Genomic DNA, 20,495 nt, shown 5'->3' on the forward strand with positions numbered 1-20,495 from the left:
CCAAGAGGGCCCCGCCAGCCGCCGCGCACCCAAGACCAATTATTACGCAAAAATGCTTCATATCCACCATCAATTCTTTCTACCGGCGAAACCTATAATTTAGATACATGGCCTCTTAAGTACGTCATTACGAATCCTGCAAGCAAAGCTACTCCAGAGTGAGTATGCAAATAGTTTATTTCCGAACTTGAGCATCGGCTTTTTCTGCCAAGCGCGAGCTGGACCATTGGCACTAGCTGAAAGTACATAGTTCGGCTTAGTGTACTTGATTTTGAACGTAACATTTTTACCTGCCCCTTCGGCATGCCCAGGGAGCGATCGCAAAGTAAAGTAGTCTTTCCCAACAGCAGTGACCTTCACTGGGTTGGAGCCAGGCCGAAGCTTGTACGTGGCACCAGTTCTAACCGTGCGCGGCATACCGCCTAAGGGAAACGTCTTCTTCATATTCTTGTTCAAAGCTCGAAAGTGAGCTCGAGCCTTAGCTGAGGAACCTGACCCATCTCTCCAGATCACAACGTTAAAATGGTAGTGATAAGGCGATTTTCCTGCTGACGCTACACCACCTGAACCTGCAATGGCATCGCGAACACCTGACGCATCGCCACGAGGTCCACCCACCTCACTCGCCACATACTTTGCCGTTTCCGACTCCGATGGAACTGCAGAAATCCACTCATCCGGAACCTGCTCTTGTGTAATACGATCAACCGGCTCTTACGGATTGTAGATGTAAAGTGATCCATCCACCGACTCTTCGATGACTGGATACCCGCTTGCTTCAGCCGTATTCCGCAGTTCGGCCACCTCGGGTAGCGCGTGCGCAGCCACGGGAACGAGGGAAACTTCGGCCAGCAAAAAGCATGACACAACCGCAACGATAGTACGGGATATATATTTCATTGGGGACTTCTTTCACGGCTCTGGGGATGCAAGTGAACGGTGTTCATCATACGGCATCAGAGCTGCGGACCTGCACCCGCACGTAACGCGTTACCTGATCGTGATCCAAGTACCTGTGTTCTCAGTGCGTTCCTGAGGGCAACGATCGGCATCACGCCTCATGGACGGATCCAGCACCGTGTGGTGTGGTGCTCAGTGATTTCGTGCCAACAGTCTCAGGCACTTTTGACATCTTTCAATCGAGCAGATGCAACCGTCACTTCAGGGCACTGGCGCAGCGGTCCAGAATGGTCAGGGGTGAATCCCACGCAGCTACGGAGAGTTCATTCGCGGTGTTCTAGGCTCAGTCCAGGCCCGCGCACTCCTGCGCCAGCTGGCTCGCTGCTGCCAGCCAGGTGCGCGGATGCACCGGATCCGCATCGGCGGCCGCCTGGGCCTGCGCGCGGGTGAGCGGGGCCGGCGGGCCGGTGAGGATGCCGAGCTCGGCCAGTGCCGCATCGGGCAGTCCGAGGGTCTCGACGACGCCGGTGAGCCGGTGCCGCCAGGCGGCGATGTCGATTCCCGTTCCCGAGGCGGTCCCGACTCCCAGCGTCAGCGCCGGAACCGGGTGACCGGCAGCCGTGGGCCGGTGACCATCCCACCAGGCGAAGACCTGCTCGAAGAGCCGTGCGTCTGTGCGCGCATCGACGTCGATGCCGATGCCGCCGATGCCGGCACCGGTGAGCACCTCGGTGAGGCTGCGGGCCTGGCCGTGGCTGTACCAGGTCAGCGGTCGGTTCCCGGGCAGGAACGCTAGCATCTGTCCACCGGCCGAAGCGATGGCCTCGCGGATATCTCGCCAGGCAGTGACCGCCTCGGTCTCGGGCAGGGCCGGCAGCCGCGTGCGCCCGGCTGTGGTGGCCAGCTGCCCGGACAGTGCGGCAGCGGCATGCGGTTCGTCGAGCTGGATGATGACCTCAGCGTCTGGCATCAGCCGATGCAGGTGCGTGACGTGCTCGCTGAGCCCGTGGGCGTAAGCGGCCATGACGTCGCGGCGTGCACCGGGATCGGCCAGCGTCGATTCGCCGCGGGGTTCGAGCAGCAGGGCCGCCAGGCTCACCGGACCTGGCAAGCTGATCTTGACCGGGCCTGCGTACTCAGCGAACACCTCGGCGGCGGCGTCGGCATCCTCCCCGAGCCGTGAGGCTGCTCGACGGGCATCCCGGCCTGGCAAGTGGGTCAGCCGCCAGCCTGCGGCGGTGGCTTCGACGGTCAGGTCCGTGCACAGCGCGGCAGCCCGGGCGACGCCTTCACTGCCGGGCCCAGTGGTGACCGCCGGCAGGAACGGGATCGCCTCCTCGGCGAGCATCCCTGCAGTGATGCGGGCGGCCTCGCGGACATCGGACTCGGTGCGCGACTCCCCGTCTGCCGGGCGTCCGGTGCCGGTCCAGGCGGCGGTCGTGATCGGCCATCCGCCTCGGCCGGAGGCGAACACCCGGTCGGCGCTGTAGCCATGCCGGCTCACCGGCCGCGTCCCTTCATCCGGGCTGCCGGCAGGCCGGGAGTGTCGAATCCCATGACGCGTCCGTAGAACGACAGCTCCTGTTCAAGGGAGTCGGTGACGTTGGCGGCCTGGACGAAGCCGTGGGACTCGCCCGGGTAGAAGGTCGCGGTGTAGGGCAGGCCGCGGGCTTCGAGAGCGTCGATGAGCAGGCGGGCCTGGCTCGGCGGGACGATCGGATCCTCTTCACCCTGGAAGACCGCCACCGGCACGGCGAGCTCATCGAGCAGGTTGACCGGGGCGAGGGAGATGTAGCGTTCGGCTTCTTCTGGGTAGACGCCGACGAGCCCGTCGAGGTACCGGGATTCGAAGTCGTGGGTCTCCTCAGCCAGAGCTCGCAGGTCGCCGACGCCGTAGTAGCTGGCGCCGGCGGCGAACACCGAGGTGGTGGTCAGTGCGCGCAGCACCGTCCAGCCGCCGGCCGAGCCGCCGGAGATCGCCAGCCGGTCGGCATCTGCCAGCCCGGCGTCGACGAGCCCGGTGACGGCGGTGACAGTGTCGGCGACATCGACGATGCCCCATTGGTCTTTGAGCGCATCCCGGTAGGCACGTCCGTAGCCGGTCGAGCCGCGGTAGTTGACGTCGATGACCCCGATGCCCCGGGAGGTGAAGAAGGCGTGATGGGCAGAGACCTTCGGCACCGCCTGGCCGGTCGGCCCTCCGTGGACGAAGGCGACATACGGCGGCTTCTCACCCTCGGGTCCCGTGTAGTGGGGGTGGCGCGGCGGGTAGACGATCGCATGGATGCCGTCGAATTCGTGCAGCTCGGCGCGCGGATAGTAGGCCGCCTGCGTGCGGTCCGGGGCGGTGGCCGAGAGTGCGACGGGTTCGAGTTCGCCGGTGGCCAGGGTGTAGGCGTACAGGCCGCGGATCCGTTCGGACGATCCGCCGATGATGAGAGCGGTGCCGTTGCGGTAGTCCTGGAGTTCGATGTCGGACAGCGGGCAGTCAAGCCTCTGATGTTCGTGTGAGCGCGGGTTGGCCCAGATGAGCCGGCTGGTGCCGAAGCGTGCGGCGGCGAGCACCCGGCTGCCGCCGTCGACGGGCAGGTAGTGCTTCTCTCCCAGCATCCACAGCGGCCCGCCGATCTCACCTTCGATGCTGAGCAGCGGTTCCTCTTCGGCGGGCATGACGCCTGTGTCTCCGCGGGCCTGTGCGCGGAAGGCCGGCACGTCGAGCCCGGTGAGCTGCCAGCTGCCAGTCGGGTCGGCGGTGACGGCGAGCTTCGTGCGTGAGAGCCACTCCGGCTGCAGGACGGAGACTCCCGGCCGGTGAAAGATCTTCTCGACTGGGCCCTCGGGTGCGCCGGATGCGTCGAGCGGCTGAAGGAACACGGCGGTCTCGTCCCACGGCATGTGCGGGTGCTCCCAGCCGATGAACGACAGCAGCGTCCCGCACGGGCTGATGCGCGGCCAGGCGAGGAACCGCGCCCCGTCGGCCAGGCGGGTGACACCGGAGTCGTCGACGGCGACGATGCTGCGGGTGATCGGCTGCTCGGAGGCCCGTGTGCTGGCTGCGTCGGCGATCTCCGTTCCCGAGGCGCCGGGCAGCAGGTGTTCGTGGGTCTCCTCGACGGCGAGGATCCGCCCACCGGTGTAGGTCAGGTCCCCATAGCGGATCGCCATGTCGGTGTCCGGGGTGATCGGCACCGGCGGTGAGGCGGGTGCTGGTGCCGAGCCATTGAGCACGGCGGAGATGTCGAGGCGGTAGATGCGCTGGTCGTCGGCGTTGACGAAGAGCAGCGTGCCGGTTGCTGGGTCGGCGGCCCAGGGGCAGCCGCCGTATTCGTGGACGCGGGAGCGAGCGCTGAAGTTCGGTGGCAGCAGCTGGATCTCATCGCCGAGGTGACCGGATCGGTTGACGACGATGCCGGTGCGTCCGCCTTCGGAGCTGACGCGGGCGGCGTAGATGATGGCATCGCCGATGAAGCGCGCGTCGCTGATCGGCTCGGAGCCGGCAGCGACATCGGCGGCGGAGATCGGAGACGGCCAGGAACCGTATGGCGCGATGGTCATGGCCACAGATTACCGAACCGCACGGACGCTGCCCGCGCTCCCCGGATCGCACAGCGCAGCCGCAGCCGCGTGCGGGCTCACGCGTCGAGCAGTTCGGCGCTGCGGGCGGTCTGGTCGATCGTCGCCTGGCCGAGCACGCGGGTGCCGCGGTAGACGACCATCGTCTGGCCGGCGGCCACACCGGACAGCGGCTCCTCGACGGCCACGTGCATGATCTGTCCGCGCGGCCGGGGTGCCGGCAGGTTCTCCTCGTGTGCTGGGACGGTCTCATCGACTTCACCGAGCCACACGCGGGCTGGCACCGGATCGGAGTGCGCACGGATCTGGATCTCACAGTCGATCGCGGTCGTCTTGCTGTCGCCGATGTCGGCTGGCGGAAGCCCGCACCAGGTGGTGCGGATGCCTTCGAGCCGGTCGACGCGCAGCGCCTGCTTGGGCCCGACGGTCACGGAGTTGTCAGCAACATCGATGCCGACGACGTAGCGCGGTTTGCCGTCAGCGGCCGGCTTCTCGATTCCGAGTCCCTTGCGCTGGCCGATGGTGTATGTCATCGCGCCGTCGTGCTCACCGAGCACCTCACCGGCTTCGTCCTTGATGAGGCCCGGCCGCATCGGGATCTTGTCGGCCAGCCACGCCTTGGTGTTGCCATCGGGGATGAAGCAGATGTCGTAGGAGTCCGGCTTGTTCGCCACCGGGAAGCCACGGTCGGCGGCCTCAGCGCGCACCTCGGCCTTCGAGGCGGAGGCCCCGATGGGGAAATAGCAGTGTTCGAGCTGTTCGGCAGTCAGCACGCCGAGCACATAGGACTGGTCCTTGTTCAGGTCGAGTCCGCGGTGCAGCTCGGGAGTGCCGTCGTCAGCGCGGATGATCTCGGCGTAGTGGCCGGTCGCCACCGCGTCGAAGCCGAGCGCGAGCGCCCGGTCGAGCAGGGCTGCGAACTTGATGCGCTCATTGCAGCGCATGCACGGGTTCGGGGTGCGCCCGGCGGAGTATTCGGCGATGAAGTCATCGACGATGTCCTCCTTGAACCGTTCGGAGAAGTCCCACACGTAGAAGGGGATGCCGAGCATGCCGGCGACCCGGTGGGCGTCGCGGGAGTCCTCGATCGTGCAGCAGCCGCGCGAGCCGGTGCGCAGCGTGCCGGGCATGCGGGACAGCGCCAGGTGCACGCCGACGACCTCGTGGCCGGCGTCGACGGCGCGGGCGGCGGCGACTGCGGAGTCGACGCCGCCGGACATGGCGGCAAGGATCCTCATGACTGTCCTCCTGCAGATGCGGCGGCCGCGCCCGAGGCGGTGGTCGCCGGGCCCGAGGCGGTGGTCGCCTGCCATGACGGGGCGGCAGAGACCATGCCGGCCTTGGCGGCGCGTTCAACGATGCCCGGCAGCACGTCGAGCAGCGCGTCGATGTCGGACTCGGTGGTCTCCGGGCCGAGGGTGAAGCGCTGTACGGACCGGGCGGTGTCCTCATCGGCCCCGCAGGCCATGAGCACATGGGAGGGCCGGGAGACGCCGGCCTGGCAGGCCGAGCCGGTGCTCGTGGCGAAGCCGGCGGCATCGAGCAGGAACAGCAGCGCGTCGCCTTCGCAGCCGGGAAAGACGATGTGGACGTTGTTCGGCAGCCGCTCATCCCCGCGCCGGCCGGACAGCCGGGCGGTCGGGATGCGCTCTTCGATGCCGGCGATGAGCCGGTCGCGCAGCCGTGCGGTCTCAGCTGAGTCGAGGGTGCGGCAGGCGCGTTCGGCGGCGGCCGCGAAGGCGGCAGCCCCGGCGACGTCGAGGGTGCCGGAGCGGACCTTGCGCTCCTGTCCCCCGCCGTGCAGCACCGGCACCGGGGTCAGGTCGCGGGCGAGCACGAGCGCACCGATGCCCACCGGCCCGCCGAGCTTGTGGGCGGTCACCGTCATCGCAGCGACCGCGAGCTCGGCGAAGTTCACCGGCACCTGCCCGAAGGCCTGCACCGCATCTGTGTGGACCGGGATGCCGTGAGGTTCGGCGATGCGGGCGAGCTCGGCCACCGGCTGGAGGGTGCCGATCTCGTTGTTGGCCAGCATGACCGACACGAGGGCGGTGCGCTGCGGTGCCGCGGCGATCTCCGCCTCGGCGGCGGCCAGATCGAGCCGTCCGGTCTCATCGACAGGCAGGATGACGAGTTCGGCACCGCAGGATTCGAGCCATTCGGCGGTCTCGAGGATCGCGTGGTGCTCGATCGCGGAGACGAGCACCCGCGGGCGCTCGAAGGGCCCGGCAGTGCGGCCGGCGTTGCGGGCCCAGAAGATGCCCTTGAGAGCGAGGTTGTCGGCTTCGGTGCCACCGGAGGTGAAGATCACCTCGGACGGGGTCGTCGCGCCGAGGCAGTCGGCAAGAGCTTCGCGGGCGGCTTCGATGCGCATCCGGGCAGCCTGACCGTCCGCGTGGAGCGACGAGGGATTGCCGACGCGGTGGAGTTCTTCGGTGAAGGCCGTCAGCACCTCAGCGGGCATCGGCGAGGTGGCGGCGTGATCGAGATAGACGCGCACTGACCCCATTCTACGCGGCAGCCTCGCGTGGGTCTAAAATGTTGGGCGTGCTCACCGTACTGACCTACACCCTCTTCGCCGCCTCGGCCGGCTTGTGCCTGTGGGCGCTCGTGCAGACGATCCGGAATCGGCCAGCCGGCATCCTCATGCTCGGCGGAGCCAGCGTGCTGCTGCTCCTGCTGCTCGTTCAGCTCGTCGTCTCCATCGTCCTGTGGGGCCAGTCCGGCGACACCGACGGGGTGCTGTTCTTCGGCTACCTGTTCACCGCGATCGTGCTGCTGCCGCTGGCCGGTTTCTGGGCGTTCGCCGAACTCAGCCGCTGGGGCCCCGGTGTGCTGGCCGCCGCTGCCGCGACCGTGGGCATCATGATTGAGAGGATGGATCAGATTTGGCTGTGAGCTATTCGGCCATGCACACCGGTCCCGGCCGTGGGCTGACTGCGGTGTACGGGATCTTCGCCCTGGCGGCCACCGCACGCGCCGGTGTGCAGCTCATCCGCGACTACCACGAGGCGCCTCTGGCGTACTCGCTGTCCGCACTCGCAGCCGTCGTCTACATCATCGCCACCGTCTGCCTCGTCATCGGCTCGCGCACCTCGCACCGGATCGCGGTTGCTGCGACGACATTCGAACTCATCGGTGTCATCGTCGTCGGGTTCCTCAGCCTCACTCATCCGGAGCTGTTCCAGAAGCCGAGTGTGTGGTCGCTGTTCGGGATCGGCTACGGCTTCATCCCGCTCGTGCTGCCGATCGTCGGGCTGCTGTGGCTGCGCCGGGTCGGCAGGCGCGTGGCAGCCGACCGTGTCTGAGTGTGGTGCGGCAGGACATGCCGCAACTGGGCATGCCGCGGCTGAGCTTGCCGCGGCTGACGTGACCGCGCCTGAACAGTCAGGCAGCCTGCCGGTCCGCCCGTCAGTCGGTGGTCTGGGCTTCGAGCAGGAACCAGTCGGAACCGACGATGAGGTTCGTCTGCTCAGAGCCGAGCAGCATGTAGGGGATCGAGGTGCTGATGACCAGCCTGCCGCCTTCGAGGTCGCTCGTCATGACAGCTTCGAGCTCTTCGCCGACGTCGATCGACCCGCCGGAGCGGACCTTGAGTTCGATCGCGCACCGCACTTCGCCGAAGGACACGTCCCCGGTTTCGGTCTTGAGCCCGTGGGAGGCCAGCGGCACGGTCGCCTGGTCGTAGGGGTCGCAGGTGACCTTCGTGTCCTCGAAGGCCTCGTCGTTGCCGGCCATCTCATCGACATAGTCGCGGAACCCGGTGAAGGCGTCTGAGGCGTATTCGATGCTCTGGTCGTTCTCTGGGATCTCACCGGTCTCCAGGTACTGCTGGAGGGTTTCGTTGGCGGTGGTGCCCAGCTCGGTGAATTCCTTGCCCGACTGCTCGACCGCGCCGGTGCCGCCGGCCACGAGGGTCGGCACGTTCTCCTGCGGGACAAACAGGCTCTGCGTCACCTGCCAGTCCTCGCCTGCCGATTCGCGGGTCACGAGCATCGCCTGGACGGTCTCATCGCTCTCAGCGGGCTTGCCGAAGGCGATGAACCACATCGGGTACTCGGCGAACGACGGCCCACCGGCGACGATCTGGTCGAAGTTCACCGCCGAGAGCTCCGTCTTGCCGGCCTTGGCGATGAGGATCTCGGCGCGCGTGCGGTCGAGCAGCGGCGGCGCCTGGATCTTGTCGAGCTGGTCCTCGTCACCCTTGAGGCTGGCGTCGAGACGTTCGGTGTAGGAGGTGAGGAACTCTCCGGCCTCGCCTGCCCGCAGGGCTGGGCGCTCGAATTCGGTGAGGTTCGGACTCGAGGGCTGGGCGACCGGCAGCGGTGAGCAGCCGGCGAGCACTCCGAGGGTGACGACGGAGCCGATGCCGGTGGCCTTCCGCGCTCGCTGGGCTGTGCGCTGGCTGCGGTTCTTCCGCGCCGTCGCGCGCTTGGCCGAGGCGGCGGTCCGGCCGGCCAGGTCCTTCGCCCGGTTTCCGAGGTCGGACATGCCGGAGCCTCCTGAGCCGCCGCGGCCCGATCCCCCGCGGCCGTACTCGCGGCGCAGCCGGCGCCGGCGTCCGGGCCGGGCGTCGAGCCAGCGCAGCAGGAAGTAGGCGGCCGCGCCGAAGGCGAGGATCGCAATGGCCAGGCCGATGAGGCTGGCGGGGAACACTCCCCCGGTGTCCATCTTCAGCTGCACGTCGACTCCATCGAGGTTGCCCTCCGGGTCGGCTGGGGCAACGACGATGACCTCACCGGATTCGGCGTCGAGGTCGAAGGTGTGCGACAGCTGGCTGCCGGTCTGCGAGGCGGTCCACCAGTCCCGGCCGGCCGCGTCGTTCAGCGGTGCCGGCTCCCCATCGACGAACCGGGTCTTGAGCGCCTGCGGGAAATCGATCTCGGTGACTTCCTCATGGGCGATGCCGGTGAGGTAGCTGTCGACATCAACCCCGCTGGCCGTGCCCATGAACAGGTCTGTGTCCCCGCTGACCTGCAGGGTCGCCTCGGTGTTCTCGAACGGCACCAGCTGCGGGTTAAGCACGAAGGCGTAGGCGCCGTCGTGCACCTGGGATGGTGCGGTGTCGACGATGTCATCGGCGCCGACGACTGACAGCGCTGACAGCGACAGGGCAGCGCAGACGAGCCCGACGATGGCGGAGAAGGCAGCGAGGATGAGGCGAACCACGCGGTTGAGCGGTCCTTTCTCGTGCGGGAACAGATGGGCGGCGGAACGGTCAGCTGGTCAGCGGCGATCCGGCGGTGATCCGGCTGGCCGACCTTAGGGCGACCAGCCGGAAGGCCGGTTCAGAACAGGGCGCGCATGAGGCGGGAGCGGGCCTTCGTCACCCGCGGGTCCTCAGCACCGACGACGTCGAAGAGCTCGACAAGGCGGGTGCGCACACGCTCCTTGTCGTCTCCGGTCAGGCTCGGCAGGATCGTCAGCAGCCGGTTGAACGCGTCGTCGACGTGTCCGCCGGCGGTGTCGAGGTCCGCACATGCCAGGGCGGCGTCGACGTCGGTGGAGTCAGAAGCCGCTGCCGCGCGCACCGCCTCGGGATCGGCGTCCTTGACGCGCTTGAGCAGGCCGACGCGGGCGAGTCCGAGGCGGGCCTCCTCATCCGCCGGTGCTTCGGCGAGAGCCTTGCGGTAGATCTGCTCGGCACCATCGAGGTCGTCGCGTTCGAGTGCTTTGATCGCCTCGGGGTGGGCTGGGCCGGCGGCGGCCGGGGCCTGCTCACCGGCAGGCACGGCCGTCTTCGTCACGCCGTTCTGCGCGGCTGCGGCGACGAGCTGTTCGAAGACCTGGCGGACCTGCGGTTCGGGCTGGGCGCCCTGGAACAGCGGCACCGGCTGGCCCTTGAGGATCGCCACGACCGTCGGGATCGACTGGACCTGGAAGACCTGCTGCAGGCGCGGGTTCTTGTCGACGTCGACCTTGGCGAGCACGACCTTGCCGCCGAAGTCGGACACGACCTTGTCCAGCACCGGGGAGAGCTGCTTGCACGGCCCGCACCAGTCGGCCCACAGGTCGACGACGACCGGGACGCTCATCGACAGTTCGACGACGTCGTTGAAGGTCTCCTCGGTGACATCGAAGACAAGGGCCGGCACGCTGACGGTGTCAGCACCGGCCGCCGGTGCACCACCGGCTGGTGCGCCGCCGGCGGGTGCGGCGGGTGCGGTCTCGGCCTGGCTGCGGCTGCGCACGGCGGACAGGTCGAGTCCCTGGCTGCCGGCGGCGGGGTTTCCTGGGTGTTCGGTCATGCTCGTATGGGTTCCTTTCGCATGGGGCGGCTGCAACTCAGAGCAGCTTGGCTCCGGTGAGTGCTTCGCTGAATCCGACAAGGGTGATCTGGCCGTCCTCACCGGGCGGGACGACGAAGGTGACCATGTACTGGAACTCGGTCTCCAGCTTCTTCTTCGTCGTCTTCTCGCCGGTGACCTTTGCCTGGGTCTTGGGCAGAGTGATCTCGCCGGTGCGGTCGTCCTGCTTGTCCGGGGTGATCGTCGAGGTGCCGCGGATCGAGCCGGTCACCAGTGCCCCGCCGTCGGCGGTGCGCTGGGCGACGACCTCGGGGCCGCCTTCGTATTTGTACTCGACCTTCGCCTTGCCCTCGGACAGAGTGTCCTTCTGCTTCTTCTGCGCATCGGCGATGTGCTTGCGCAGGGCGTCTTCGGTGTAGGCGCCGGCATCCTTGGCGTCCTTGCCCTTGGCGAGCACCTCGGCGTACTTCTTCACGGTGTCGGCCGGGGTCTGGCGCAGGCCCTCGGCGTCTGCCGGGAGCAGCTCGGCGCCCTGCCGCGCGTCGGCGACCTCGGGGATCTGGGCGCCACCGAGGATGACGGTCTGCGCCCACAGCTTGTAGTCCGCCCGCGGGTCGGCCTGGGAGAGCACGAGCAGCTGCAGGCTGCCGTCCTCGGTGTTCTTCGTCACGAGTTGGGTCACCCGCGGCCACTGGTCGGTTGCGGCGGTGAAGTTCAGGGCGATCTCATCGGCAGCGACGGCCGGGGGCAGCTTGGCGTCCTTGGCCTTGCCCTTGACCTTGTAAGCGGCCTCACGCTGCTGCAGGGCCGGTCCGTCGGCCCGGGCCTTGAGCGCCTCGGCATCGGTGTCCTTGTCTGCGGCGGCGACGGTCTCGGCGACCTGGCTGAGGATCCGGTCGGCCTGCCCGTCGTCGATGACGGCCACCGGGGTCTCCGGCGGATCGGACGGCTTGGCCTTGGGCACCTCTTCGGAACCGCAGCCGGCGAGCGCGATGACCGGCACGATGGCGAAGGCGGCACCGGTCTGGGCGAGCTTCTTGCGCCGCTCCTGGCGGGCCTGCCGGCGCTGGGCTTCGCGGATGGCCTTCTTGCGGTTGAACCAGCCGGCGAGGATGCCGAGGCCGATGAGGATCGCGCCGATGATCATGAGCGGAATCGCCCACGGGGTGGCGGTGTCGTTCGGCCAGGCCAGCGTCACCTTCGAGGCGGCCGGATTCTCTCCGTCGGTGCCGATGACGAAGCTGGTGCGCCCGGCGTCCTGATCCCATTCGAGCTTCGCCGGGGAGGCTGCGGTGGTCTCGGCGTTCCACAAGTCCGCGCCGGCGACCGGCGGGGTGGTGTTCTCCTCGCCGTCGACCTTCTCGGTCACGAGCCCTCCCTCACCGTCGACGCCGGTGACGGTGGTGTGGGTGCTCGTGCCGACCCACGCGTCGACGTTCTCCTTGCTGGCCTGCGCGATGGTGATCTCGCCTTCGCCTTCGACCGTCAGCTCAGCTGGGGTCTCGTAGAGGTTGAGGACCCCGGGCTCGACGACGATGACCGAGCCGGGATCGTCGAAGGTCGCCGAGCTCGTGATCTGGGTGTCCGGTGCCCAGGCGGTCTTCTGCAGTATCCCGATTCCGCCGAGGATGAGGCCGGCGATCACCAGCAGTCCGGCTAGGAAATAGCGCATGGAGTCCCTTCGTTCAACGGCTCAGGCGCGGGTGCGCACGCGTGCTTCAAGTGTAGTTGACCCGCCTCAGGATCCCGGGGTGACCCGGCGCGGCGGAGGACAGCCGACCAGGTTAGCGGCACAGTCTGAGTGTTCGCTCAGACCGCGTACCCGTGGCCCCGGTCCCGAGGCGGTGGGCATCGGTGCCGAGGTGGTGGCCGGGTGGCCATGTCCTAGGATTGCTCTTGTGGCTACCGACAAGATTGTATGGATCGACTGTGAGATGACCGGCCTCAAGGTCGGCACCGACGAGCTGGTGGAGATCGCGTGCATCGTCACCGATTTCGACCTCAACCCCGTCGACGAGGGCATCGACATCATCATCCGGCCCTCGGATGCGGCCCGGGCCCAGATGGGTGAGTTCGTCACGAACATGCACACCGCCTCCGGGCTCATCAATGAGCTCGACTCCGGCGCCGATGTCGCCTCTGCCGAACAGCAGGTCATCGACTACATCCGCCAGCATGTGCCCGCCTCGGTGCGCGCCCCGCTGGGCGGCAACTCAGTCGGCACCGACAAACAGTTCCTGCAGGCGCAGATGCCGCACCTCGTCGAGGTGCTGCACTACCGGATCATCGACGTCTCCTCGATCAAGGAACTGGCCAAGCGCTGGTACCCGCGCGCCTACTACTGCGCCCCGGCCAAGACCGGCGGGCACCGGGCGCTGGGCGATATCCAGGATTCGATCCGCGAGTTGCAGTACTACCGCACACTGCTCTTCCGCGCCGAAGAGCCGACCGGGGATGAGGCGACCGCAGCCGCCCAAGCGGTCAGTGGCGCCTGACCATTCCCGACCCCGGCGCGAACACCTTCGCCGGGAACACCCCGGACTTCACCACGGTGCGCGCCAGCGGCGTCGCCAGCTCCGCCAGTCGGGCATGCTCATGCTCATCGAGCATGCTCCACGCGTGGGCGACGGTGTCGTCGGTGGCGTCCTCGATCGCCTCACGCAGCACGATCGCCTCATCGGTCAGTGCCAGCCCGCCGGTGGCCACCTGTTCCGGATCGGCCGCCTCGGCGTCGGTGTGCTGGCCGGTGCGCTGCAGCAGGCCGTTGTCGATCAGCCCCTCGACGTAGGTCTCCCAGATCTCGTGCGACCAGCCGCGTGAGCGGCGCGCGGACCGCGCGGTGAAGCTCGTGCCGCTGGCCACATGCAGGATGACCGATTCCAAACCGGTGAGATCGTGGGCCAGCAGCGCAGCGATATGCCCGTCACCGCGGTATTCGCGCAGCAGCGTCACCGCTGCCCACAGCTGGGTCAGCGGCGCGAGCACGCCGTCACTGGTGGCGATCCCCTCCGACAGCGCCTCGGCATGGGCGGCGAACAGCGTCCGGCCGTCGGGCAGCATCACTTCGAGCACCGGCTGCAGCAGCGTCAGCACCTCGGCGGCGGCATCGGCGAGCGCATCGGTTTCGACCCCCTCGGCAGTGAAGATCTCAGCCATCATCTCCTCGACCCCGCGATGCCGGGCGGCAAGCACCGCCTCGGGCGCGGCGAGATCCCAGCAGGCCGGGACGAACTCGCTGATAAAGTCAGCGTTGAAACTGTAGAACGTCGCAGCGACGACCGAGGCCGGCACCTGGCCGAGCGCAGCCGAACGCGCAGCGAAGTACCCGCCAGAGGGGTGCGTCAGCCCGATCTCGGCCAACGCGCGGGCGACCGCCGGGGAGAAGTAGCTGGCGGAGTGAAGTGCATCGAGCCGCTTCGTCGTCGTGCGGATGCGTTCGATGTGCTGCGCGTCATACATGGACCCAGCATAGGAGATGCGGATGAACTCAGCGCCTGCCGCTGAGCGCCGATGAGACAGAAGGAGGGTGTTGGAACATGCGGATTGAGGAGCTGCGCGCCAGTTATGAGCAGTCGCTGCAGGAGGCAGTCGACCGCAACGACGTCTATGCGATGACCCACACCCTCGATGAGATGACCGTCAGCGATGTCACCGCGGTCATCGAGCGGATGAACCCGCGCGATCGGGCGGTGGTCTACCGGCTGCTGTCGAAGGACCGCGCCGCCCAGGTCTTCGACGCCCTCGACGCGGAGCTGCGCGGCGAGCTCGTCAACGGACTGACGGACAAAGAGGTCACCGCGGTCCTCGACGAACTCGATCCCGATGACGCCGTCGAACTGCTCGATGAGCTGCCGGCCGGGGTCGCCTCGAAGATGCTGCGCACCCTTGATCGCTCGCAGCGGGAGCTGACGGCGATCGTGCTCGGCTATCCGCGCGGTTCGGTCGGACGCCGAATGAGCCCGCAGCTCATCCACGTGCTCGAGACCGCCAGCGCTGCCGAGGTGATGGAGCATGTGCGGGCGCGGTCGAAGGACTCGGAGACGCTGTACACGATCCCGGTGCTCACCGCCGACCGGATCGTCACCGGTGTGGTGAGCCTGCGCGATGTCATCGAAGCCGCGCCGGACACGCTCGTGCGCGACTTCATGGTCAAGCCCGAGATGGTCCACGCCCGCACCCCAATCGAGACCGCTGCCCGCCGGTGTGCGGAGGCGAAGGTGCTCGCAATGCCGGTCGTCGACTCCGAGCAGCGGCTCGTCGGCATCTTCACCATCGACGATGCTCTCACGGTGCTCGAGGACGAGGAGTCCGAGGACCTGGCGCGCATGTCCGGTTCGGAGCCGCTGCGCCGGCCGTACATGTCGACCTCGGTCATCACACTCATGCGCTCGCGCATCATCTGGCTGCTCGTGCTCGCCATCGGGGCGACGCTGACAGTGCAGGTGCTGGAGGTCTTCGAAGCCACACTGAGCCAGATGCTCGTGCTCTCGGTGTTCGTCCCGCTGCTCATCGGCACCGGCGGCAACACCGGCAATCAGGCGGCGACGACGGTCACGCGTGCTCTGGCGCTGGGCGATGTGTCGCCGCGGGACTCGTTCAAGGTCATCGGCCGGGAGTTCCTCGTCGGTCTCATGCTCGGTCTCTCGCTCGGTACGCTCGGATTCCTGCTCACGACTGCCGTGTATGACTTCCACATCGGACTCGTCATCGGGCTCACCCTCGTCTGCGTGTGCACGATGGCTGCCACCGTCGGCGGAGTCATGCCGATGGCAGCGCAGGCGCTGCGTGCTGACCCTGCCGTGTTCTCCAACCCGTTCATCACAACCTTCGTCGACGCCTCGGGTCTGCTCATCTACTTCGGCATCGCCAAGCTGCTTCTCGGGATCTGAGAGTCGGACGCTGTGGCGCCTGGGCTTCGCGTCTGTCTCTCAACCAGACGCCTGCCCTGTCACTCCTGACCGCCGGCACGGTTGCGGTGATACTGATTCGCCGCCGCAGCGATGAGCAGACCTGACCCGCACCAGATCGCTGCCGCAGGCCCGACCGGAGCGGCGACGACACCTGCGATGAGCGGCATCGCCACCTGCCCGATCCGGTTGCCCATCAGGCGCAGCGCCAGCGCTGAACCGCGCCAGGCCGCAGGCACCGATGAGGTGATGAGCGCCATCGTCAGCGGCTGACCCAACCCCAGGAAGAACCCGCTGATGAGCATGAACAGCGCCGCCAACCACATCCAGTCGAGCACAATCGGCGGGAAGATCAGTGACACTCCGGCACCGAGCACGCTGACGAAGACGAGCAGGCTGCGGTCGAAGCGGTGGGAGAAGTACGGCAGGAACACACGCGAGATGATCGAGGAGACACCGCGGACGGCCAGCAGCACGCCGATCCAGGCCGGGGCGACACCATGCTCCTCGCCGACGAGCGGGAGGAAGGCGACGAGGATGTCGAGGACGGCCAGCAGCGCCAGCGACGACAGCATCGCCGCCCGGATGTCGCCGTTGGACAGGATCGAGCGCACGCGCGCCTGCTCCGGCTCCGACGTCTCCGGTGCGTCCGTCTCCGGCTGCGGGTCTGCAGTCCGCTCCCCCGCCTCGGGACCGGCCGGTGCCCCGGACGCAGCCTCTGCCTCGGGCTCAGCCCCCGCCTCGGGACCGGTCGATCCCTGCTGGCGGGGCTGGAAGGCCCGGGAGCTGAAGAGCATGAGCGGCACCGCACCAGCGGTGATGATCGCACCGAGCCACAACGCCAGCGACACCTCGCCAGTCCGGGTGGCAGCCTGACTGCTGAGGAACAGGGTGACACCGAGCGGACCGATCATCTGCCCGGCGGAGTATGCAGCGGTGAACCAACCGAAGCCGAAGTCGAGCTGATCGGCCCGCGCGTAGCGGGCGATCGAGGACTGTCCGGCGATCGTGAAGACGAGATGGCCGATGCCCAGGATCGCATTGGCCACTGCCACGAGCACGAGTGACTGGGCGAGCGCGAGCAGCACGCCGCCGGCGACGAGGATGAGCGCACCGACAAGGACCATGAGCCGCAGCCGGGTGGTGCGATCCGATAGGCGTCCGAGGGCGAGTGCCGCCACGAGCGGGACGAGGGCGTAGATCGCAGTGACGAGACCAACAGAGGTCGCCCCGGTGCCGAGGTCGATGAGCTTGTATGTCGTCACCGGCCGCAGCAAATACACACCGGTCTGCGTGCACACGGCGGCTGCGACGAGCAACCACAGCCACATGTGCGAGGACTGCTGTGCCCTGTTCATCTGCCTGTCTGCCTGCGCCTTTCGTGTGCTGCCGGTTGTGCTGTCATCGTATACCCGCCCCACCGCCTCGGGCCCGGTGCGTTCGACCCGCTCAGCGGGCTGTTTTGCACGAGCTGAGATGATCCTCGACACAGTCTGAGCAAATGCCTAGAATCTATCGGTCAGTACCCATGGCGCAGACGATGCCGCATCGCCGACGCCGCCGACCTCGAAAGGACACAGCCGCTCGTGGGAAGTCCACCAACCTCAGGCAGCGCGCAGACACGCGGTTCCTCCTCGCGCGCAAAGAAGATCGCGCTGACGGTCTATGCGTTCGTCGCCGTCATCTCGATCGCCACCGCGACCTTCTTCTCCTTCTCCTCCTCCAGCCAGGCCGGTGACCTGCGCGCCGGGCTGACGATGATCGCCCCTGCCGGAGCCGGGGGCGGCTGGGATTCCTTCGTGCGCGAGCAGCAGCAGGCCATGCGCCTTTCCGGCGTCGCCCGCAACGCCCAAGTCGTCAACATCCCCGGCGCCGGCGGCACGATCGGCCTGGGCCGTTTCTCCACCATGCACGGTGAGGCTTCGACGATCATGGCGACCGGCTCGGCGATGACCGGCGGCATCGAGCTCAACGACTCCCCGGTCGGCTTCGACGACGTCACCCTGCTGGCCCGGATGGCGGAGGACTACGACGTCGTCATCGCCCCGGTCGATGCTCCGTATGACGACATCCCCGGTCTGCTCGAAGCATGGAAGGACGATCCGAGCGGCTTCCGCTGGACCGGCGGTTCGGCCGGCTCGCTCGATCACCAGGTTATCGCCCGCCTGGCGCAGGAAGCCGGAATCGACGGCAGGGACATCACCTACATCCCGAAGTCCGGTGGCGGTGAGGCGATCCAGACGCTGCTCTCCGACACCACCGATGTCGCCTCGACCGGCTACAACGAGGTCTCCGACCAGATCGAGGCCGGCCGCATCAAAGCACTCGGGCTGACCTCGCCGGGACCGCTCGATGGCGTCGACGTCGAGCCGATGGTCGACCAGGGCGTCGACGTCGTCATGGGCAACTGGCGCGGCCTGCTCGCCGCCCCCGGCATCACTGATGAGGAGAAATCCGAACTCATCGCGATGCTCGAGGAAACCCGCAACAGCGAGGAATGGAAGGACGCGCTCCAGCGCAACTCCTGGACTGATGCGTGGATGATCGGTGAGGAGTTCGAGGACTTCCTCGCCGAGGACCAGAAGAACACCGCCGAGCTGCTTGAGGAGCTGGGACTGTGAACGAGACCCCTGCACACACCGGAGCCCACACCTCGGGCACGCACCGCACCGCTGCCGCGGGCGGGGGCGCGGGAGCCAGCGCGGGCGCAGCCGGCGACAGGTCCTGGTGGACCGGCCGCTCCGGGCTGGTGCTCGCGCTCATCATGGCCGCCTTCGGCACGTACATGCTCTACGGCGTGCTGACGATGCAGGTCGCCGAAGATGCCGACAAGCCCGGCCCGCAGTTCGTGCCGATGGTCATTGCGACCGCCAGCTACCTGCTGGCCGCGCTGCTCGCCGTCGCCTACATCCGCACGCCCGAGGCCCCGGTCGAGGCTGGCGGGGCGGTTGCCGGCGGCACCTCAGCCGACCCGGATGACATCGCCGCAGCCCAGGGCCGCTACCGCACCTTCAGCGACTACGCGTCCTTAGCGTGGGCGATCGGCGGTTTCGCCGGTTTCGTGCTCCTGCTCGAACCGCTCGGCTGGATCCTCGCTGCCGCTGGCCTGTACTGGTGCGTCACGCGCGCGATGGGTTCGACGAAGCCGCTGTTCGATGCGACCGTCGCACTCACCGTGTCCTCGATCATCTACCTGGCCCTCGGCGTCTCGCTCGGTCTCAACCTGCCCTCGGGCATCCTCGGAGGTCTGTGATGCTTGACAGTCTCATGTCCCTCTTCGGCGGCTTCGCCGAAGCCGTCACCCCGATGAACCTCCTATGGGTGTTCGTCGGCTGCCTGCTGGGCACCGCTGTCGGCGTGCTGCCCGGTCTCGGCTCGTCGATGGCCGTCGCGCTGCTGCTGCCGATGACCTTCGCCCTCGACCCGGCCGGTGCGCTCATCCTCATGTCCGGGGTGTACTTCGGCGGGCTGTTCGGCGACTCGACGATGGGCATCCTCGCCGGCACCCCCGGCCAGCCATCAGCGATCGCTACCTCGATCGAAGGACACCGGATGGCCAAAGCAGGCCGCGCCCCGCAAGCGCTGGCGGCCGCGGCTATCGGCGCATTCATCGGCGGCATCGTCTCCTCCGTCGTCGTTGTGTTCTTCGCTCCGGCGCTGGCGGACTTCGCTACGAACTTCGGGCCCGCCGAATACACGGCACTCGCCCTCTTCGCCTTCGTGGCGACCTCCTCGGTCGTGGCCGACTCGGTGCTCAAGGGGCTTTCGGCCCTCGTGCTCGGCGTGGGCATCTCACTGGTGGGCATCGACTCGGTCTCCGGCACCGAGAGGATGACCTTCGGTCTGCCCGGACTGTTCGACGGCATCTCACTCGTCACCGTCACCGTTGCGATCCTCGCCCTCGGCGAGGTGTTCCACATCGCCTCCCGGATCCGGCGCACCGAGCACCTGACGCAGACCCCGGAGACCGGCCGGCCGTTCCTGTCGCGAGCTGAGTTCCGCGAGTCGATGCCGGCCTGGCTGCGCGGCACCGCGATCGGCCTGCCCTTCGGCGTCATCCCCGTCGGCGGTGCCGATGTGCCGACCTTCCTGTCCTACGGGCTGGAGAAGCGCCTGGACAAGAACCGCGGGGACCCGCAGTTCGGGCGCGGTGCCATCCGCGGCATCGCCGGCCCCGAGGCGGCGGGCAACGCGACTACGGCGATGGCGATTGGCGCGCTTCTGGCACTCGGCCTGCCGATCTCAGCGACCGCAGCGATCATGCTGGCGGCACTGCGCCAGTTCGGTCTGCAGCCCGGCCCGCTGCTGTTCGACCGAGCGCCAGACCTCGTATGGGCGCTGCTGGCCTCGTTCTTCATCGCGATGATCATGCTGCTCATCCTCAACCTGCCGCTGGCCAGCGTGTGGGCGAGCCTCATGAAGATCCCGGCCCCGCACCTGTACGCCGGCATCGCCGTGTTCTGCGGCCTGGGCGTCTATGCCACCTCCTCGTCGGTGTTCGATCTGGCGCTGCTGCTCATCATCGCCGCGCTCGGTCTCGTGCTGCGCCGCTACGGTGTGCCGCTGGCTCCGCTCATGATCGGCATGGTGCTCGGTCCGCTGGCGGAGACGAACTTCCGCGATGCGCTGCTGAGCTCCGGCGGCAGCTACGCCACCTTCTTCAGCTCACCGCTGTCGATCATCCTCTACGTCGTGCTCGCCGCCGCACTCGTCTACACGACGATCGGCCGGCTGCGCGGCCGCCGGGTCGGCGACATCGGCGACGCCTCAGCCTCAGCTGATGCCGAGGCCGAGCACGCTGAGGATGCCGAGGATCAGAAGCTGCGCTGACCGACTGGCTGCCGGTGAGCCCGGCGCTGCTGGGCGA

At 67.7% G+C, this 20,495-nt stretch carries 16 protein-coding genes; 7 read left to right on the forward strand and 9 right to left on the reverse strand.

What is annotated here, in order from left to right; translation table 11 throughout:
* Positions 1-1,243: 1,243 nt before the first annotated feature.
* The 4 genes from M3C25_RS08600 to M3C25_RS08615 form a co-directional block, all read right to left on the reverse strand.
* A complete protein-coding gene (locus tag M3C25_RS08600; protein WP_259834012.1) occupies positions 1,244-2,404 on the reverse strand; it encodes a uroporphyrinogen decarboxylase/cobalamine-independent methonine synthase family protein in 1,161 nt (386 codons plus the stop codon).
* Positions 2,401-4,455: an alpha/beta hydrolase family protein gene (locus M3C25_RS08605; protein WP_259855889.1), complete on the reverse strand. Its 2,055-nt coding sequence runs from the start codon at positions 4,453-4,455 to the stop codon at positions 2,401-2,403. Before M3C25_RS08605 ends, M3C25_RS08600 begins: the two co-directional genes overlap by 4 nt.
* A gap of 77 nt (positions 4,456-4,532) precedes the next feature.
* Entirely contained in the window at positions 4,533-5,711 is a 1,179-nt protein-coding gene (gene mnmA / locus M3C25_RS08610) for a tRNA 2-thiouridine(34) synthase MnmA (protein WP_170273341.1), read from the reverse strand.
* Entirely contained in the window at positions 5,708-6,973 is a 1,266-nt protein-coding gene (locus tag M3C25_RS08615) for a cysteine desulfurase family protein (RefSeq protein ID WP_259834017.1), read from the reverse strand. Before M3C25_RS08615 ends, mnmA begins: the two co-directional genes overlap by 4 nt.
* Positions 6,974-7,011: 38 nt before the next feature.
* Between M3C25_RS08615 and M3C25_RS08620 the strand changes: the two genes are divergently transcribed.
* Positions 7,012-7,371, forward strand: coding sequence for a hypothetical protein (locus tag M3C25_RS08620; RefSeq protein ID WP_259834020.1), 360 nt, complete (start codon positions 7,012-7,014; stop codon positions 7,369-7,371).
* On the forward strand, positions 7,368-7,781 hold the full coding sequence (locus tag M3C25_RS08625) for a hypothetical protein (protein WP_375545110.1): 414 nt from the start codon (positions 7,368-7,370) through the stop codon (positions 7,779-7,781). Before M3C25_RS08620 ends, M3C25_RS08625 begins: the two co-directional genes overlap by 4 nt.
* 103 nt (positions 7,782-7,884) lie before the next feature.
* Here the strand turns inward: M3C25_RS08625 and M3C25_RS08630 are convergent, their stop codons facing one another.
* The 3 genes from M3C25_RS08630 to M3C25_RS08640 form a co-directional block, all read right to left on the reverse strand.
* Positions 7,885-9,642, reverse strand: a complete 1,758-nt coding sequence (locus M3C25_RS08630; protein ID WP_259855892.1) for a DUF8094 domain-containing protein — start codon at positions 9,640-9,642, stop codon at positions 7,885-7,887.
* A 119-nt stretch (positions 9,643-9,761) separates the two neighbouring features.
* Positions 9,762-10,721 (reverse strand): tetratricopeptide repeat protein, encoded by a 960-nt coding sequence (locus tag M3C25_RS08635; protein ID WP_259855894.1) that lies wholly within the window; start codon positions 10,719-10,721, stop codon positions 9,762-9,764.
* Positions 10,722-10,758: 37 nt separating this feature from the next.
* Positions 10,759-12,393: a DUF8094 domain-containing protein gene (locus tag M3C25_RS08640; RefSeq protein WP_259855896.1), complete on the reverse strand. Its 1,635-nt coding sequence runs from the start codon at positions 12,391-12,393 to the stop codon at positions 10,759-10,761.
* Positions 12,394-12,619: 226 nt separating this feature from the next.
* Between M3C25_RS08640 and orn the strand changes: the two genes are divergently transcribed.
* Positions 12,620-13,216: an oligoribonuclease gene (orn, locus tag M3C25_RS08645; RefSeq protein WP_259855898.1), complete on the forward strand. Its 597-nt coding sequence runs from the start codon at positions 12,620-12,622 to the stop codon at positions 13,214-13,216.
* Here the strand turns inward: orn and M3C25_RS08650 are convergent.
* Positions 13,203-14,180, reverse strand: a complete 978-nt coding sequence (locus M3C25_RS08650) for an SCO6745 family protein (RefSeq protein WP_259855900.1) — start codon at positions 14,178-14,180, stop codon at positions 13,203-13,205. The genes orn and M3C25_RS08650 overlap by 14 nt on opposite strands.
* Positions 14,181-14,257: 77 nt before the next feature.
* Here M3C25_RS08650 and mgtE point away from each other — a divergent pair, with 77 nt between their 5' ends.
* Positions 14,258-15,610 (forward strand): magnesium transporter, encoded by a 1,353-nt coding sequence (gene mgtE / locus M3C25_RS08655; RefSeq protein ID WP_259834030.1) that lies wholly within the window; start codon positions 14,258-14,260, stop codon positions 15,608-15,610.
* Between the two features lie 59 nt (positions 15,611-15,669).
* Here mgtE and M3C25_RS08660 read toward each other — a convergent pair whose 3' ends face one another.
* On the reverse strand, positions 15,670-16,986 hold the full coding sequence (locus M3C25_RS08660; RefSeq protein WP_259855902.1) for an MFS transporter: 1,317 nt from the start codon (positions 16,984-16,986) through the stop codon (positions 15,670-15,672).
* A gap of 228 nt (positions 16,987-17,214) precedes the next feature.
* Here M3C25_RS08660 and M3C25_RS08665 point away from each other — a divergent pair, with 228 nt between their 5' ends.
* From M3C25_RS08665 to M3C25_RS08675, 3 genes are read left to right on the forward strand one after another with little or no spacing between them, the layout of a single operon-like run.
* Positions 17,215-18,249, forward strand: a complete 1,035-nt coding sequence (locus M3C25_RS08665) for a Bug family tripartite tricarboxylate transporter substrate binding protein (RefSeq protein ID WP_259855907.1) — start codon at positions 17,215-17,217, stop codon at positions 18,247-18,249.
* On the forward strand, positions 18,246-18,881 hold the full coding sequence (locus M3C25_RS08670) for a tripartite tricarboxylate transporter TctB family protein (RefSeq protein ID WP_259834035.1): 636 nt from the start codon (positions 18,246-18,248) through the stop codon (positions 18,879-18,881). The genes M3C25_RS08665 and M3C25_RS08670 overlap by 4 nt, the downstream gene beginning before the upstream one ends.
* Complete coding sequence (locus tag M3C25_RS08675; protein ID WP_259855912.1) at positions 18,881-20,458, forward strand: tripartite tricarboxylate transporter permease; 1,578 nt, start codon at positions 18,881-18,883, stop codon at positions 20,456-20,458. The genes M3C25_RS08670 and M3C25_RS08675 overlap by 1 nt, the downstream gene beginning before the upstream one ends.
* Positions 20,459-20,495 lie beyond the last annotated feature (37 nt).

The sequence above is a fragment of the Brevibacterium luteolum genome (assembly GCF_025147615.1).
Taxonomy (GTDB): Bacteria; Actinomycetota; Actinomycetes; order Actinomycetales; family Brevibacteriaceae; genus Brevibacterium; species Brevibacterium luteolum.